The organism is Methylocystis sp. NC52PC (genome assembly GCF_055698645.1).
In genome coordinates, this window is record NZ_CP170125.1 from 106,019 (window position 1) to 122,244 (window position 16,226).

Annotated in this window: 16 protein-coding genes; 2 read left to right on the plus strand and 14 right to left on the minus strand. The window is 66.8% G+C overall.

Annotation, left to right across the window (positions count from 1 at the left end; translation table 11 throughout):
* Nucleotides 1–2: 2 nt before the first annotated feature.
* Entirely contained in the window at nucleotides 3–878 is an 876-nt protein-coding gene (locus tag ACETII_RS00525) for an SMP-30/gluconolactonase/LRE family protein (RefSeq protein WP_472785307.1), read from the minus strand.
* Complete coding sequence (locus ACETII_RS00530; RefSeq protein WP_472785308.1) at nucleotides 868–1,155, minus strand: hypothetical protein; 288 nt, start codon at nucleotides 1,153–1,155, stop codon at nucleotides 868–870. The genes ACETII_RS00525 and ACETII_RS00530 overlap by 11 nt, the downstream gene beginning before the upstream one ends.
* Before the next feature lie 96 nt (nucleotides 1,156–1,251).
* Here ACETII_RS00530 and ACETII_RS00535 point away from each other — a divergent pair, with 96 nt between their 5' ends.
* Nucleotides 1,252–2,460 carry an NnrS family protein gene (locus tag ACETII_RS00535; RefSeq protein ID WP_472785309.1) on the plus strand — a complete coding sequence of 403 codons (1,209 nt, stop codon included), beginning with the start codon at nucleotides 1,252–1,254 and terminating at the stop codon, nucleotides 2,458–2,460.
* Between the two features lie 265 nt (nucleotides 2,461–2,725).
* Entirely contained in the window at nucleotides 2,726–3,760 is a 1,035-nt protein-coding gene (locus ACETII_RS00540; RefSeq protein ID WP_472785310.1) for a tyrosine-type recombinase/integrase, read from the plus strand.
* A gap of 24 nt (nucleotides 3,761–3,784) precedes the next feature.
* Here ACETII_RS00540 and repC read toward each other — a convergent pair whose 3' ends face one another.
* From repC to ACETII_RS00600, 12 genes are all read right to left on the minus strand, one after another.
* Nucleotides 3,785–5,104: a plasmid replication protein RepC gene (repC, locus tag ACETII_RS00545; protein ID WP_472785311.1), complete on the minus strand. Its 1,320-nt coding sequence runs from the start codon at nucleotides 5,102–5,104 to the stop codon at nucleotides 3,785–3,787.
* A 190-nt stretch (nucleotides 5,105–5,294) separates the two neighbouring features.
* Nucleotides 5,295–6,287, minus strand: a complete 993-nt coding sequence (gene repB / locus ACETII_RS00550; protein WP_472785312.1) for a plasmid partitioning protein RepB — start codon at nucleotides 6,285–6,287, stop codon at nucleotides 5,295–5,297.
* Complete coding sequence (gene repA / locus ACETII_RS00555) at nucleotides 6,284–7,498, minus strand: plasmid partitioning protein RepA (protein WP_363352093.1); 1,215 nt, start codon at nucleotides 7,496–7,498, stop codon at nucleotides 6,284–6,286. Before repA ends, repB begins: the two co-directional genes overlap by 4 nt.
* A 223-nt stretch (nucleotides 7,499–7,721) precedes the next feature.
* On the minus strand, nucleotides 7,722–7,952 hold the full coding sequence (locus ACETII_RS00560) for a WGR domain-containing protein (RefSeq protein WP_363352091.1): 231 nt from the start codon (nucleotides 7,950–7,952) through the stop codon (nucleotides 7,722–7,724).
* Between the two features lie 71 nt (nucleotides 7,953–8,023).
* A complete protein-coding gene (locus tag ACETII_RS00565) occupies nucleotides 8,024–9,100 on the minus strand; it encodes a cytochrome-c peroxidase (RefSeq protein ID WP_472785313.1) in 1,077 nt (358 codons plus the stop codon).
* A 13-nt stretch (nucleotides 9,101–9,113) separates the two neighbouring features.
* Nucleotides 9,114–9,833 (minus strand): SCO family protein, encoded by a 720-nt coding sequence (locus ACETII_RS00570; RefSeq protein ID WP_472785314.1) that lies wholly within the window; start codon nucleotides 9,831–9,833, stop codon nucleotides 9,114–9,116.
* Nucleotides 9,830–11,146, minus strand: a complete 1,317-nt coding sequence (gene mtoX / locus ACETII_RS00575; RefSeq protein WP_472785315.1) for a methanethiol oxidase — start codon at nucleotides 11,144–11,146, stop codon at nucleotides 9,830–9,832. The genes ACETII_RS00570 and mtoX overlap by 4 nt, the downstream gene beginning before the upstream one ends.
* On the minus strand, nucleotides 11,143–11,436 hold the full coding sequence (locus ACETII_RS00580) for a DUF4242 domain-containing protein (RefSeq protein WP_472785316.1): 294 nt from the start codon (nucleotides 11,434–11,436) through the stop codon (nucleotides 11,143–11,145). The genes mtoX and ACETII_RS00580 overlap by 4 nt, the downstream gene beginning before the upstream one ends.
* A 65-nt stretch (nucleotides 11,437–11,501) precedes the next feature.
* On the minus strand, nucleotides 11,502–12,095 hold the full coding sequence (locus tag ACETII_RS00585) for a TetR/AcrR family transcriptional regulator (RefSeq protein WP_472785317.1): 594 nt from the start codon (nucleotides 12,093–12,095) through the stop codon (nucleotides 11,502–11,504).
* Between the two features lie 112 nt (nucleotides 12,096–12,207).
* Entirely contained in the window at nucleotides 12,208–12,573 is a 366-nt protein-coding gene (locus tag ACETII_RS00590) for a hypothetical protein (RefSeq protein ID WP_472785318.1), read from the minus strand.
* Nucleotides 12,574–12,577: 4 nt separating this feature from the next.
* Nucleotides 12,578–15,148 (minus strand): cytochrome c oxidase subunit I, encoded by a 2,571-nt coding sequence (gene ctaD, locus ACETII_RS00595; protein ID WP_472785425.1) that lies wholly within the window; start codon nucleotides 15,146–15,148, stop codon nucleotides 12,578–12,580.
* Nucleotides 15,149–15,228: 80 nt separating this feature from the next.
* Complete coding sequence (locus ACETII_RS00600; RefSeq protein WP_472785319.1) at nucleotides 15,229–16,209, minus strand: cytochrome c oxidase subunit II; 981 nt, start codon at nucleotides 16,207–16,209, stop codon at nucleotides 15,229–15,231.
* Nucleotides 16,210–16,226 lie beyond the last annotated feature (17 nt).

Here is a 16,226-nt window from a genome sequence, read left to right on the forward strand (position 1 = left end):
CGTCAATCGTCCGCAAAAAGCGCGGGCGGCGTTCCCCTCACCCCCGGACGACAGGCGAAGACGCCGCCTGCGAGGGGCTCGGTCTCCACGCCATGCGCGGCGCTGGTGATATAGAGCGTCGCATAATCCGCGCCCCCGAAGGCGCACATGGTCGGCTGGCTGACGGGCGTCGCGATTTCCTGGACGACGCGCCCGTCCGGCGAGAGGCGCAGCACGCGTCCGCCGCCATAGAGCGCGCACCAATAGAAACCCTCTTCGTCGACCGACGCGCCATCCGGCGTTCCGTCCGAGGCTTCGAATTGCGCGAAGAGACGCTGCGCGGAGAGCGTCGCCGTCTCGAGATCATAGTCGTAAGCCCAAATCGTTCGCGCCCCGCTGTCGGTGAAATACATGGTGCGCCCGTCCCGGCTCCAGGCTATTCCATTGGCGATCGTCGCGCTTGCGCCTTTCTCGACGAAGCCCGTGCGATCGGCGAAGTAGCCCAGCGCTTGCGCGGCCGGCGGCCCGGCCTCCTGTCCGCGCAGGGGATCGCGCATCGTCCCGACCCAGAACCGTCCCGAAAGATCGCATTTGCCGTCGTTGAAGCGATATTTCAGCGGATTGTAGGAAGGCGCGCAGAGAGATTCGAAGGCGCCGCTCGCGAGCGTCATTTTCGCCAGTCCCGTGCGCAGCGCCACAATCACCGCGCCGCTCCGGCAAAGCGCGAAGGCTCCGATCTCGGACGGCGTCTCCCAGCTCTCGTCGCGGCCCGTGGCGGGGCTCAGGCGGTGCAGGGCCGGCTCTTCGATATCGACCCAGTACAGCGCCTGTTCCTTTTCGCTCCACGCCGGGTTTTCTCCCGTGGCGGCGTGCGCGTCGGCCACAAGATCAACGTGCAACGCGCACTCCCTCGTCGTCATGGTCTTTTCGCGCGCGGCCCGAAAGGTCGCCTTCCGATGCAAGAACTGAGATGTTTCTGTGCTTCGGCAACCCCGGCCGTCGTTTTTGTCTCTTTTGAAAGGAAGCGGCGCCATTCGCTTCCGCCAGCTCGAGCAATAGCGTGAGAGATAATGAGAGACGCGCCCCCTTGCCGGCGCCCGTGGTTGCATACAGCCTCGCGGCGCCTGAATAATCCCGCAAGGTCGCCGCGCGGGCGAACGTCGAGAACGCGACCATGGCGACAAGCCGAGACGTGGCGGGCGCCCGCTCATTGCGTCGCAGCGGGCGCTGCGCTCCTTATACTGTCCACCACGAGCAAGCGAGATGTCGGTCATGCCTCCAATTCCGCGATATCGCGCCCCGGCAAGTCAAAACCTTCTGGCGGTCTTTCTTTCCGCCGGCTTCCGCCCCTTCTTCCTCTCCGCCGCGCTCTGGGCGGCTGTCGGGCTGCCGCTCTCGGTCGCCTATTTGGAGGCGGCGGCCGAACTGCCGACACGCTTCCCGCCGTCTATCTGGCACGCGCATGAAATGGCGTTTGGCTTCGGAGGCGCGGTCGTCGCGGGCTTCTTGCTGACGGCGATTCCCAACTGGACCGGCCGAATGCCCTTGCAAGGCGCGCCGCTCGCCGGCCTCGTCGCGCTCTGGCTTCTCGGCCGCGTCGCGGTCCTGGTCTCGAGAAGCGAGCCTGCGCTTGTCGCCGCGGCGCTCGATCTCGCATTTCCCGCCGTCTTTATCTTCGTCGTCGCCCGCGAGATCGCCACCGGGCGCAATTGGCGCAACCTGCCCATGGTCGCGGCCCTTGCGCTCCTCTTCATCGGGAATCTCCTTACGCATCTCGAAGCGATGGACCTTGCTGCGACGGGCGCGATCGGGGCGCACATCGGCGTCGCGACGCTTGTCATGCTCGTCGCGCTCATCGGGGGGCGCATCACGCCGAGCTTCACACGTAACTGGCTGGCGAAAACCTCGCCGGCTGAAGACCAGCCGGCCCCTTTCGACGCGCTCGACCGCTTTGCGCTCGCAGCGACGCTCGTGGCGCTCGTCGCCTGGGTGGCGCTCCCCGACACGAGGCCGACCGGAGTTCTCCAGATCGTCGCCGGCGCCGCGCTTTTTCTGCGTCTCATGCGCTGGCGCGGCGTCCGCGCGCGGGTGGAGCCGCTGCTCTTCGTACTGCATTTGGGCTATGGCTGGGTCGCCCTGGGCCTCCTCCTCATGGGTGGAAACGAACTTCTCAGCGTCACCGATTCTACAGCGCCTCTGCATGCGCTCACCGCCGGCGCCATCGGAACAATGACCCTCGCAGTGATGACGCGCGCCACGCGCGGCCACACGGGGCGCGCGCTCGTCGCAGATCCGGGCACGGTCGCGATCTATGTCGCCATAACGCTCGCAGCTATCCTCCGCATCGCCGCGCCCTTCACGGGCGAGTACTATTTTGTCGCTCTCGCGGTCGCCGCCGGGATGTGGAGCTTAGCCTACGGGCTCTTCGCACTGCTCTATTTTGGGATGTTAACAGGCCCACGCCTGCAAGGAGAGGGATAAGGCTCTCCCCTTCTTGCGCTGTTGATCCAGGCTCCCGACGGAGGCGCACCTCCTGCGGGCGGCGGAGCAATTTTCACGACGCGCGTCTTCGTTCGGTGTCTTGGCGAAAGCCGGCCGGAGGCTCCCCAAACTCGCCTCCCGTCGGGCGACGCGAGGGGAGCGGTTCAAGAAGGCGCATCAGAAGAATCCTACCGGACGGCGGCGCTTTGTCACTGTCTTTCGCGCCCAATCCGCCGGGCTTGTCTTGCTTGTTTTAAGTCCGATAATGTGCGCTTATCGGACACGAAGCGACCCCCCCGCCGTTCCGGGCCAAAGGCGCGCTTTTCGACCCCTCGGCCCCGCCCGAGGCGTCGGATTTTTGAGCTCGAGCGGCGCAGCCGCGCGGCTGCGGCGCTCCGGGCTCGACCCCCTGCCCCCGGACCCGCAGACCGTCGGCCTCTATCTCGCCGCCTGTATGGAAGGCGACGGCTTTGCCGGCGCTCGAAACATCGGCGCAAGTGGACGCCCGCCCCTGTCCGTGGCGTCGCTGGAACGCCGGCTCTCGGGGATCTGCTGGCGCTATCGCCAGCTCGGCCGCCCGCTCGACACGAGCGATCCCCATATCGCCACGGTGCTCGCCGGCATTCGCCGCGCCCATGGCCGCCCGCCCGCCCAGAAAGCGGCGATCTACGCCGACGAGCTGCTGGCCATGCTCGCCGTGCTCGACAACGACCTGCGCGGCCTGCGCGACAAGGCCATTCTCGCCATCGGCTTCGCCGGCGGCCTGCGCCGCTCCGAGATCGTCGGCCTCGATTGCGGGCCGGAGCAGACGGAGGACGGGACCGGCTGGATTGAGATCATCGGCGGCGCCGACCAGAACGGCGGCGGCCTGCTCTTGACCCTCAACGGCAAGACCGGCTGGCGCGAGGTCGAGATCGGCCGCGGCTCCTCGCCCCTCACCTGCCCTGTCGCCATGCTCGAAACCTGGCTCCAGCTCGGCCGGATCAATCACGGTCCGGTGTTTCGGCCCATCGCGCGCAAGAACGGCGGCGTTGCGCCCGCGCGCCTGTCCGACAAGCATGTCGCAAGGCTCGTGCAGAAGACGGCGCTCGCCGCCGGCCTTCGCGGCGATCTCCCGGAAGGCGAACGCAGGCGCGCCTTCTCCGGCCATTCGCTGCGCGCCGGCCTCGCCTCCTCGGCGCAGATCGAGGAAGGCCATGTGCAACGGCACCTCGGCCACGCCTCCCCCGAAATGACCCGCCGCTATCAGCGCAAACGCGATCGGTTCAGGGTCAATCTCACCAAGGCGGCGGGGTTGTGAGGGGTTATTTCAACGCTCCCGTCCTCACCCTGCCCTCTTCCGCTCGCGCGCCCCTTTTGCGGCCTTGCCGCGCAACAGCGCCATGAGCACCGGCCCGAGCGAAAACTCCCCTGCCCGCGCCTTGGCGGTCAGAACGCGCAGATAGCCGCCGGCGGATTTGATCTCGTCTCCGCGCTGGAGGATGGCGGCGATCACGATTGCGGCGTCGTGTTCCCCCAGGACGTCGACCGCCTGCGCCCAGGCGTCGGGCGAGACGCCGAGCCCCGAACGCAGGGTCGCGGCCGCCGTCGCGAGGTCGCGCCAGGACGAAATCTCCCGGCCCTTGGCGAAATCGACGATATCGGGACAGGCCTGCAGCACCATGCCGAGCGGATAGGTCCGCGGCGTCGGCGCGGGGCGGACCTGCGATTTGATCTCGAGACCCTCGGTTTCGTCCGCGTCTCCCCGATTGGCGGCGCCCATCTCGCCCATTGGCCCGGGCGGTTCGGCCCGGCCTTCTCGAAGGCGAGGTTCAAGATCCGATAATTTTGTAATTTGATTCTGTATATGGCGCTCAGAATGAGACTCACTGGCGCTTGTTTTCTCACTTTTCAGATGATTTTCCAGAAGCTTGCGCGCCGCGGCGGCGAGCGCGGCAAAATCCGCCGCCAGGCCCTCGAGCTGCGCGCGCGACAGATTGCGGGCATAGCGCGCCGTCAACGCCGCGCATTCGGCTTGCAGCCCGGCCCAATCGGCCGGAACGCGCTCCTCGCGCCCCATCTCGATCATTTTCGCCAGGTCGCGCCGCGCCAGCGTGATCTTCTCGCGCGCGAGCGCCAGGGCGCGGACCTCGGCGCGGGCGGCTTCGGCGAGGCGCTCGATCTCCTCGGAGCGCGCGAGCAAGGGGGTGAGATCGAAGCCGAAGGCGTCGGTGATCTCGCCCCCCTGCCCTTTCCGGGCGAAGCGCTTGCCGTTCGGCGAGTCGCGTCGGATGATCAGCCCCGCCTCGACGAGGCTCGCAAGATGCCGGCGCAGCGTCGCCGGCGCCATGCCATGGGCGCGGATCGACAATTCGCGGTTCGACGGAAAGACGATGATCCCCGCGCCGGCGTCCTCGCCCGCTTCGGGCAGGGACAGAGCCGTCTCCTGATGAAAACTCAAAAGCGCGTGCAGCACGGAGAGCGCCCGGTCGGTGACGCCGAGCGCGCCCTTGGCCTCGGTGAGCGCGCGAAACAGCCGCCATTTATGGGCGACGGCCGCCGACGCGCCGGCGCTGTCGCAGAAGGCCTGCGTCGCCGTCTGGCTCGCCACCATGGCGCGCGTCAGCGATCGCCGCCCGAAGGGCGTCGTGAGATGTGTCCGCATGGTTCTTCGCCTCGTTCAAGGCAAAAGAAATCCGCTCGCCGAAACAGGCGCCAACGCTTGACAGGGATGGACGGAAGTGTGATTCTCTGATTGCTACATCGAGAGAAGGGCTTCCGGGACGTTGTTTCGGGGGCCTTTTTCTTTTGCCGCGCCTTCCTTTTCGTTCAGATGAGCACTCACCGGCGGCGCGTCAGGCGCGCCGGCGGAATTCCTCGTAAAGCGCCGCGAGCCGCGTCGCGACGAAATCGGCGAAATCGGGCGCCGTCTTCTCGTCGAAGCGCAACAGCGTCGCCGCGCCGTCGCGCCTGACCCGCGCCAGCGGCGCGCCATCCGCGCCCCGGATCATTTCCGGGGCAGGGCGGGGCGCCGGCGCCGCGGCGGCCGTCAGCGCGCGCACGAAACGCGCATCCGTATCGGTTTGCGGATCGAGCCCGCAGAGTTCGATTTCGACGCGCCGCGCCGCCTCGCGGCTCTTGAGCAGTTCGGCGAGCTGCATCCAGCGTCGCCGCCCGGCGCGCGGGGCCGGCCCGATGGCGCGCACGATCGCCTCGGGCAAAGCGCGTCCCGTGGTGAGCATTTTGGAAAGTTCGGTCTTGTCGGTCGAGAGCGCTGCCATGATGACGGGGCGGTCATAGCCGCTTTTTTCCAGCGCGAGCGCGAAGAGGGCGCGCTCGATGAAGGAGAGGTCGCGCCGCGCCGAATTTTCGATCCCCTGGGCGAGCACCAGTTCGTGATCATCGAGCGTCCGCACGACGGCGCGCACCTTGGCGCCGAGCGCGCGCGCCGCCCGCAGCCGCCGATGGCCGTAAGCCGCCTGATAGCGGCCCGCCTGCGTCGGATGCGGCCGCACCAGGATCGGCACGGTCTGGCCGTGGGCGGCGATCGATTGCTTCAGCGCCTCGAATTCGGCGTCGTCCGGCCCCGGCAGGCGATCCGCGATGAAGGCGGCGTCGATCGCCTCGGGATCGAGTTCGACGATCGCGGCCCCGGTCGACAGCGCCGTGCGCAGGGCGCGCGACTCTTCCTCGATCTTGTCGAGGGTGAGGCTCATCGCCCGAACCGCCCCGGCCGGCGCGCGGGGACGGGCAGGGGGGTTCAAAGGCGAGTTGGCCGCGGCCAACTCGGAGGCCGGCGACGCGTCGGCGGCCCCGAGAAGATTGGTCAAGAGGTTGCGGCGGCTCATGTCGGCCTCCCCCAGGCGGAAAGGATCAGACCGAGAATTTCGCTATTCACGGCCTCGAGCGACTCGATGGCGCGGTCGTAGGTGGCGCGGCCCACGGCGCTGCGCTCCAATTCGTAAAGCGACTGCTTGGACAGGCCAGCGTCGGCGATGGCGGTCGATTTCCACACCGTCGCGGCGAGAACCTCCTCGCCGAAGAGGCCGCGCAGCAGCGCCACGATCTGCGATTGCGGCCCGTCGTGCGGCTCGTGCCGAGTCACGACATAACGGATGAAATCATGGGTGAGGTCGCCGCCGGCCTTGCGCACCACGGCCATGAGGTCGGAGGCCATGAGCAGGAACTGCGACATGGAGGCGACGTCGACCATCTGCGGATGAATGGTGACGAGCAGCGCGGTCGCGGCGCAGAGCGCGCCGAGCGTCAGATAGCCGAGCTGCGGCGGGCAATCGATGACGACGACGTCATAATCCGCGCCGATCTCGTCGAGGGCGCGGCCGAGCCGTTCGAAGAACATGCCGCCTTCGGGACGCAGGCCGCGGGCGAGCGCCTGCGGCGTCTCATGTTCGAACTCCATGAGTTCGAGATTGCCCGGCACGAGATCGAGCCCGTCGAAATAGGTCTTGCGCACCACTTCGCGCGCGGGCCGGCGCTTGTCGTCGTAGCGGATCGCCCCATAGATCGTGTCGCCCTCGCCGAGGTCGAATTCCGGCTGCAGGCCGAGCATGGCGGAGAGCGACGCCTGCGGATCGAGATCGACCGCGAGCACGCGAAAGCCGGAGAGCGCGAGATATTGCGCCAGATAGAGCGCCGTCGTCGTCTTCGCCGAGCCGCCCTTGAAATTGGCGCAGGCGATGATCTGCAACTTCTCGCCGGCGCGCCGCTGCGGCAGAATCTTTTGTGCGTCGCGCGGTTTGGCGTTGGCGATGTGGAGCCGCAATTCATTGATTTGCGACAGCGTGTAGGAGCGCCGGCCCGAGGGCGTCGTCGCCGGCGCCGGACCGACGCCGTCGAGCGACAATTGCCGCAGATAGCCGTCGGAGACGTGCAGCAGCTTCGCCGCCTCTCCCGAGGAGAAGGAGCGCAGCGCCTTCTGGCTGTCGGGTGGAAACAGCCGGGCGCCGAGCCTTTGCAATTGTTCGGAGAGGAGCCGCGCATGGGTGAAAATGCGCGCATCCGATGTCTCCATGTCCCGACGCGCAGAAACCGCCGCCACGATTTTTTCTCCTCAATACGCTTTTCGGTCGAAAACTCGTTTGTTTCCGTAGAAACTCACGATTCGCCGATTCCGGCAAGCGCTTTATCCTTAACGCCCGTCAACCATACGGCCAATTTCGGGGGGTGGGGAAAGTTGGCCGCGGCCAATTTTTTCAAGGGGCTTTCAATCGGGGGCGCGCCGAAGCGAATCGCGCGCTTTTCGCGGTGTTCAGCGCGCGCCGTTACAGCGCGACATAGCCCCGGCGCTCCTTGGCGCGCCGCTTTCGGGCGAGGGCGTCCTGCGCTTGCGCCGCGCTCTCATAGGCCGCCAAGCGCAGCCGCCCGGCGCCGCCGATCCGCCCCCATTCCTGAACGAGACACCAGCGCCCGAAGAGGTCGCGGGCGACGTCGAGACGATAGAAGCGGCGCATGTTCTGCGCCGCGTCGATGCGCTGCAGGCGGATGGCGTCCATGCGCGCGAGTCTGAATCCGGCCGCGCAGCCGGTCAAGGCGCGAGAGGGCAGGGGCGCCGCGCCGCGTCAGATCAAAGCGCCTCGAGAAACGCCAGCAGGGCGGCTTTTTCCGCCGGGGTGAGCGCGAGCGGTTTGATCCTTGGATCGAGCGCCGGATTCGGTCCGCCGCCGCCATCATAGAAGTCGACGACCTCTTCGAGCGTCGCGAGGCTGCCGTCGTGCATATAGGGCCAGCTGTTCGCGACGCCGCGCAGCATCGGGGTCGTATAGGCCCAGCGGTCGGCCGGATCATTGGTGATCTCGAAGCGACCGACGTCGCGCGGGGCCGCGCCGGCGAGGCCCAAGGCGGAAAGGTCCACCTCCTTCACGAGACCCGGCGCCAATTGAATCCGCCGCGTCGCCGGGGCGGCGCGGGCTTTGAACGCGACCCCGGTATTGTGCCACGCCTGATCGGTGAAGAGCGCCGCGTCGCTCTCGATGCGATGGCAGGCGACGCAGCCGCCCTTGCCGACGAAAATCTCGTAGCCGCGCCATTCCTCGGCCGACAGGGCGGCTTTGTCGCCGCCAAAGAGGGCTCGATCGAACCGGCTGTCGCCGCGCAGGAGCGTCGCTTCATAAGCGGCGATGGCGCGGCCGAGCGTCGTCATGGTGACGCCCTCCCCGGGAAAGGCCGCGTCGAAGGAGGGGCCGTAATCGGGGTCGCTGCGCAGCCGGGCGAGCAACGGGCCGACGCCGGCGTTGCCCATTTCGTCGGGCGCGAGCAAAGGCCCCCAGACCTGGGCGGCGAGATCGGTTTCCCGCCCGTCGTGGAAGAGATAGCGCTTGAAGACGACGTTATAGAGCGACGGCGCGTTGCGCCGCAGGCTGCGCCCTTCCATGCCAATCGACAGCGCGCTCTGGTTCGACGCGAAAGCCTGCGCCGGAATGTGACACATGGCGCAGGAGAGCGTCCCGTTCGCCGCGAGGCTGCGGTCGAAGAAAAGCTTCTCTCCGAGCTTTTGCATCGCCGGCGCGCCGGCGATCTCGCGCGGAACCGGCGGCAGGCCGAGCGGTCGCGCCATGTCGTCGGCCTTTGCCGGGCCAAGCCCGACGACGAGCGACAAGGCGGCGGCGCCCAGCGTCAGTCGGAGTTCTCCGCCCAGTCCCATGCCGCGTTCCGTGTTAAGGCTCGACCAGCCGGCTGCTGGCGTTGGGAAAGGCGCGCGCGAGCGTTCGGGCGTCATTGAGCAGGCTTTCCGGCGTGAGGAAGGCGGTGCTGTAAATCTCGCGCACCCAGCCGTCGGGATCGATGAGGAAGACCTTGAGCATGTGGTTGATGGCGCCGCTTCGCCGGCCTGAGTCGTCGATCTCGTAAGCGACGTCCTGGCCCATGGCGCGAAGAAGAGGCGTCATCTCCCGTTCGGAGGCGCCGGTCAGGAACGACCAGGGCGCGTCGCCGTCGTCGCCATTTTCGCTCGACTTGAGAAGGCGCAGCGTCGACGGGGTATCCCGCTCGGGATCGAGGCTGACAAAGACGAGACGCAGTCGCGACGCCAGCAGAGGATCGCGCCGCGCCGCCTCTCGCGCGGCCTCGAAGACGGACCAGGCGACAGGACAGCCCGTGGGATCGGCGCAATGGCCGTAGAAGAATCCCAAAGCCGTCACAGCCCCGCGCGTGTAGGCGGAAATCTTCACGGGCGCGGCGGCTTCATCGAGGAGAGTAGCGTCCGGGACGCGCTGTATCTTCTGCAGGACATAGGTCCCGGGCGCCGGGAGATTGGTCGCCGCGGCGCCGTGCTCCGCCGCCTGCGGCGGCGCGAGCGGCGCGAGCGCAAGCAGCGCGGCGGCGACAGGCGCGGCGAAACGCGCGCGCCCGTCTTTCGCTTCCTTGCGTCGGATCACGGCAGTTCGGCCTTCTGCGCGCGCTCGGTGAATTTCATATGATGCGCGCGGCCGAGGCCCTCTTTGTGAAAGTCGACGACGAAGGCTTCCTTGAGCTCTTTCCCGTCCCAGGAATAGCCCTTGAGAAACTGCTCGTTGTCAGCGCCTTTCTTGTCCCAGTTGGCGAGCAGCGAGCTGGTGAAATAGACGCGCTTGCCGTCCCAGCTCTGCGAGACCATGTTGACCTGCGCGCCGATTTTCTTGGCGTAAACCTGCTTCGGCGCTTCCGGATCGGAGAGATCGAACAGGCGCGCCGTGCCGTCCATGAAGGTGTTGACCCAAAGCGACGACGCGTCCGCCGAAATGGAAATGTCGACGGGCAGCGGGATCTTGGACGCGTCGCCGACGTCGGCGACAGGCTTCGCCCGCCACTGGCGATCGCCGTCTTCCCTGATGAGATAGAGTTTCGAGGTCAGGGCGCTCGCCGTGATCGCCCAATTGGCGCCGGGCTTGAGCGCCCAGCGAATTTCGAGCGGCGCGCCCGGGACCGAGAAGATCTTGACGGGCGTCATCGCCTTGAGGTCCCACAGGACCATCGTGCCGCCGAAATTTTTCATCGCGGCGCTGTCCTGCATCATTTGCGCCGCGTCCATCATGTAATTCGTCCAGCCGGTGAAGCTCGACGTGAGCATGCGGTTCTGGCCGGGATTGATGGCGATGTCGTAGCCATAGCCGTCGCCGCCGTCGCCGACCGGCATGGGCGTCGTCGCGACGAGATCGCCGGCGTTATTATAGGTGATCAATCCGGTGACGCCGCCGTGATCCTTCTTGTTGGAGAGCGCCTGCACCAGCATGCGTCCGGGCAGCGCGTAAAACGTATGCGGCCCGACATAGCCCGTCGTTTCGGCGAGATTGTCGATGGTCTTCACGAGCGCAGGTTTCGCGGGATCGGACCCGACGTCGAAGATGAAGATCTTGCTGTCGTCGAGACGGCCCGCCCAGAGATATTTGCGGTCGTCCGTGAAGCCCATGTGATGCGCTTCGCCGCGCCCGCCCACGGAAAGCGTGTGAATGACTTTTCCATAGGTCGCGGAGCCGGGAATGACGTCGATCGTCACGAGCTTGTCGGATTCGTCGCCGACGCCCTTCTCGCCGAGCGTCCAGACGTGGAGATAGTGTTCCTGACCCTTGATGAGGCCGCTCATGAAGGGCGAATTGCAGGTCTCGTCGGCGCGCGCGGCCGACGTCTCATGCGCGATGAGCCCGCCGAGGACGCACGCGCCGAGCGCAAGCGCGCGTTTGACGACGGCGCCGGATTTGAGTGTGAGCGTCATGATTTCCTCCCTTGCAAAGGCTCGGCGGTCGCCGGACCGATGATCGCCCTGACTTCGCTGATGCGGTCGGCGGGAAAGCCGCCGAGCTCGGCGTGTCTGCGGATGATCTCGGCGTCCGTGGCGCGATAGACGCAGTAAACCTTGTCGTCGGTGACGAAGCTTTCGACCCATTGCGCCTGCTCTCCGAGCTCGCGCAGCACGGCGCAGGATTTCTGCGAGACCGCCTCGAGGTCGGCCGCCGACATGCGCCCGGCGCCGGGGATATCGCGCTCGATGATGAACTTTTTCATTTTCCCTCCAGGGCGGCGTTGCGCTGTTCGCTATATGACCGGTCGTCTCGTCTACGGGCAAAAAATCACGCCCGGAAGTAGCCTTTCAGCAGCATGTCGCAGACTTGCGTGAGCGGGCGCACGGAACGCTCGATCTTCATGCGCAGCAGCGCTCCCTGCCAGACATTGACCAGAAAGTCCGCCATGTCCTTCGCGTCGATGTCCGTGCGGAAGCTTCCTTCGCGCTGGCCGCGCGCAAGGCCTTCGCGCAGCTTTTCGCGATAGCGGCCGACCGCCGTGCGCAGCGAGGTCTGGCACAGTTCGCTCGTGTCGCCAATCTCGCCGATGAGATTGCCGAGCAGACAACCGCCCTTGAAATCCTTGCGCTCCGTCTCGACGATGAGCTCTTCGAAATAGTTCCTAAGCGCGACGTCGGCGGCGACGTCCGGGCGCGACAGATGCGCGTCGAGCTGGCGGATGAAGGGATCGATATAGTGCCGGACAACCTCGGCGCTGAATTCTTCCTTGCTCGGGAAGTAATTGTAAAACGACCCCTTGGGCACGCCGACTTTCTGCACGAGCTCCTGCAGCCCGGTCCCATGGTAGCCTTGCTCCATCAGCAGCAGGACGCCTTCGTCCAGCAGCTTCTCACGAATTTCTTTGACGTCACGGCGGCTCATGGCCCGACAATATGACCAGTCGTCTCAAAATGCAAGCCCGGCCGGCGTCGCGATCCCCCCGTCATGACGGGCGGCCGGGCGAAACGGATCGCCGGTCAATCATGTTAAACGCTCATCTCATCATCTCGCAGGTCGTAAGGAACAGCGGCGCGGCGCCTGTCCATAGGATGGCGACGGCGGAGAGAAGCAAGAGGACGGCGGAGGCGTAGGATTCGAAGCCGGGCTCCGCCGCTTCGCCGCGCCGGCGGGCGATGACGACGGCGCTGACGCCGAGCGCTGCGAGCGAGACGGCGGCGCCAATGAGGAGGAGGGCGGAGACCATGTTCCGCCAGCCGACGCCGCCGGCGGCGCAGGCCAGGGAATGGAGGCCATAGGCGAAAGAGAAATAGAGCGCCCAGACCAACGGCCCGAGGAGCAGAAGAAACAGCGCATGCGCGAAGCTGCGGCGCTCGAGAGCGGCCTTGCCGGGGTCCTGCATCGCGTCACTCCAAGAGCCGTGGGAAGCCATGCAGCAGGAGAAGCCCCAGAAGGCCCTGCGCCGACGTGTAATAGGCGAAGAGCGCCGTGCTTTCGAAGGTCACGCGGCGCCGGGCGTCGAGCTGACCCGTCGCATAGCGCGCCACGACGAAGCCGGCCATGATGAAGACGACGAGCGCGAGCTGCCCTGTGAGCAGGCCCCCGACATAGACGAGCGCGCCGTAGGACGTCTCCCAGGGGCGAAGCCCCGCCTGCCAATGCCCGAAAAGCTCCGCTCCCACGCCGGCGACGAGACAGGCGGCGCCCGCGACGAGGAACAGCGGCGTCGCGCTGGCGCCGCCCGGCGGCGGCAGCAGACGGTCGGCGGCGACGAAAAGAGCGGAGCCGATGACGAGCAGCGCGCCCGCCGCCGCCGGCCAGTCGAGCGTGGGCGGCTGCGGCCCGCCGGGCGCGGGCCAGACCGAGGGGCTCACCGTCCAGAGATAGAGATAGGAGAAGACATAAGTGAGATAGAGCGAGGCGGCGACGAAGATCAGCACGATCATCGCCCAAAACGAATGGGACTGCGGCCCGGACACATAGGTCGAGAGCGTCACGCCGCCGCCGATGTCGGCGCGTTTCTCGCCGGGCGGCGGATCGAGCTGCCAGCACCAGACGAGCGTGGAGAGGATGGCGAGAACGCCGCAGATCAGCGCCAGCGTCACCGCCTTCACCGTGAGCAGCAGAAAAAACGCCGCCGTGAAGATCGCCGCGAACACATGCGCCCATCCCGGCCCCGGCATTTCCAGAAGATACTCGGGCTCCCCGTCGAGCGGCGCGGTGACGATCGTTTCGCGCCGTCCCGTCGCCGTGCCCGGCAGCCACCAGGCGCCCGCCTCGATCTCCTTGGCGAGACCGGGATTCTCCCACAGGGGATAGCGGTCGCGCACGAAGGGGATGCTGCGCACGGAATAAAGGTCGCTCGGCGCCCATTCGAGCGTGCCGGCGTTCCAGGGATTGGCCTTGTGCTGACGGATCTCCCGCTCGCTTCTGAACTCGATGAGAAGATCGACGAGGAAAAGCGCCACGCCCGCCGCGAAGACGAAAGCGCCGACGGTCGAGATCATATTGAGCGTATCCCAGCCTCTGTCGGACGCATAGGTCCACACGCGGCGCGGCATGCCCATCAGCCCCGCGATGTGCATGGGAAAGAAGGCGACGTTGAAGCCCACGAACATGAGCGAGAACACAATCCGGCCCAGCCGCTCCGAAAGACGGCCGCGGCCGAACAGCGGCTCCCAATAGTAGAAGGCTGCAAACAGCGGAAAGACCATGCCGCCGACCAGCACGTAGTGAAGATGCGCGATGACGAAATAGGTGTCGTGCGCCTGAAAGTCGAACGGCACGACGGCGACCATCACCCCCGTGAGGCCGCCGATCGTGAAGATGACGAGCAGCCCGATGATGAAGAGCGACGGCGTCGAGGCGATGAAGCGGCGATTTCCCGAGGCGATCGTCGCGATCCAGGAAAAGACCTGGATGCCGGAGGGCACGGCGACCGCCATGCTGGCCGCGGAGAAAAATCCGAGACTGAGCGCCGGAATTCCGGTTGCAAACATGTGATGCACCCAGAGGCCGAAGCTGAAGAAGCCCGTGGCGATGAGCGCAATGACGATGAGCCGGTAGCCGGCGAGCGGGCGTTGCGCCATGGTCGGCGCGATCATCGACACGAGCCCCGCCGCCGGCAGGAAGATGATGTAGACCTCGGGATGGCCGAAGAACCAGAAGAGATGCTGCCACAACAGCGGATCGCCGCCGCGCGCCGCCGAGAAGAACGGCCAGCCGAAGGCGCGTTCGATTTCGAGCAGCAGGGTCGCCAGAATGATCGCCGGAAAGGCGAAGACGATCATCCCGGCGAAAATCAGCATGGACCAGGCGAAGATCGGCAGCTTGTCGAGCGTCATGCCCGGCGGGCGCGTCCGCAAGACGCCGACGATGATCTCGATGGCGCCGGCGATCGCCGAGATTTCGATGAAGCCGATGCCGAGCAGCCAGAAGTCCGCATTGTCGCCCGGCGAAAATTCCCGCAGCGTCAACGGCGGATACATGAACCATCCGCCATCCGGCGCGAGGTCGTAGAAGATCGTCGAAAAGAAGACGAGGCCGCCGATCACATAAGCCCAGACCGCATAGGCGGAGAGCCGCGGGAAGGGCAGGTCGCGGGCCGCGAGCATTTGCGGCAGGAGCAGGACGCCGAGCGCCTCCATCGCCGGCACGGCGAAGAGAAACATCATCGTCGTGCCGTGCATCGTGAAGATCTGGTTATAAAGCTCCTGGCCGATGAAACGGTTGTCGCCCTGCGCGAGCTGCACGCGCATCATCAGGGCGAGGACGCCGGCGAGGAGGAAGAAGAGAAAGGCCGCGCCGATATAGACGATCCCGACGACGCTGTTGTTGATTTCGCTCAGTCTGCGCCAGCCGCGCGGCAGCGCCCAGGCGCGCGTCAGCGCCGCCAGTTCGGCTTCGGGGCGCGGCGTCTCATTGGGAGGAGCCGTCCGGCTTGGGGGCGCCGGCGCCCGCTTGGCGTCGTCGTTCATCTGTCCCCATCGGGCGCGCAGCAGACTTTCCGTTGACATAGAAGGCTGCGGCGCCGAAGCGAGCGTGGCCGGCGGGCGCGCTAACGCAGCCCCGCCAGATAGGCCGAGATGGCGGCGACCCGATCGGCGCCGAGCGTGTCGAAAGCCGGCATCTGATTGCCGGGCTTGATGTGCTGATTGTCGACGATCCATGCGGCGATCGACGCCCGATCGGCGGGAAGAACCCCGGCGCCGATCGACAGCCGGCCGCCGACATGCGTGAGGTCGGGCCCGAGCGCGGCGGCCGCGGTCGCGCCGCGGATCGTATGACAGGCGCCGCAGCCGGACGACAGGAACATGTCGCGCCCGGCGCGCGCGCGCGCGTCGCCTGCGGGCGCGGGCGCGGCCTGGCCGCGCAGCCACTGCGCGTAGTCGGCCGGCGCCATGGCGACGACGTTGAACGCCATCATGGCGTGCGCGCCGCCGCAATATTCGGCGCATTGGCCTCTGCTCACGCCAGCCCTGTCGGCTGCGAACCGCAAGGTCGTCTGGCGGCCGGGAAACATGTCGAGCTTGCCCGCGAGCCGCGGCGCCCAGAAGCTGTGAATGACGTCGGCGCTCGTCAAGGTGAGTTCGATCGTGCGTCCCACCGGCACTCTCACCTCATTGGCGGTTTCGAACCCGCCGCCGTCCGGCAGGCGATAGGCGACGCGCCACCACCAGCGTTCGCCAACGACCGAGACGCGTATCGGCTCCTCGCCCATGCGCGCCTCCGCGCCCCTGCCGAAAAGCGCGAAGTTGGCGATGAGCAAAGCGCTGAGCGTGACGACCGGAAAGATCACGCCGCCCGCGACCACCATGGCGTCGGCGGACAGAGTTTCGCGCAGCCGCGCCGGCCCGAAGAGAGCGAGACCAATGAAGACCACGACAATGACGAGGATCGCCGCGCTCGCGCTCGTCATCGCCCAGAACAGCGCCGCCAGCCTTTCGGCCTGCGGTCCCTGCGGCGACAGCGCCGACTGCATGTCGGCGCATCCCGCGAGCGGGAGCGACAACAGCGGGAGGGAGAGGCGGGCTCGCATGGCGCTCCTCCGGTCGC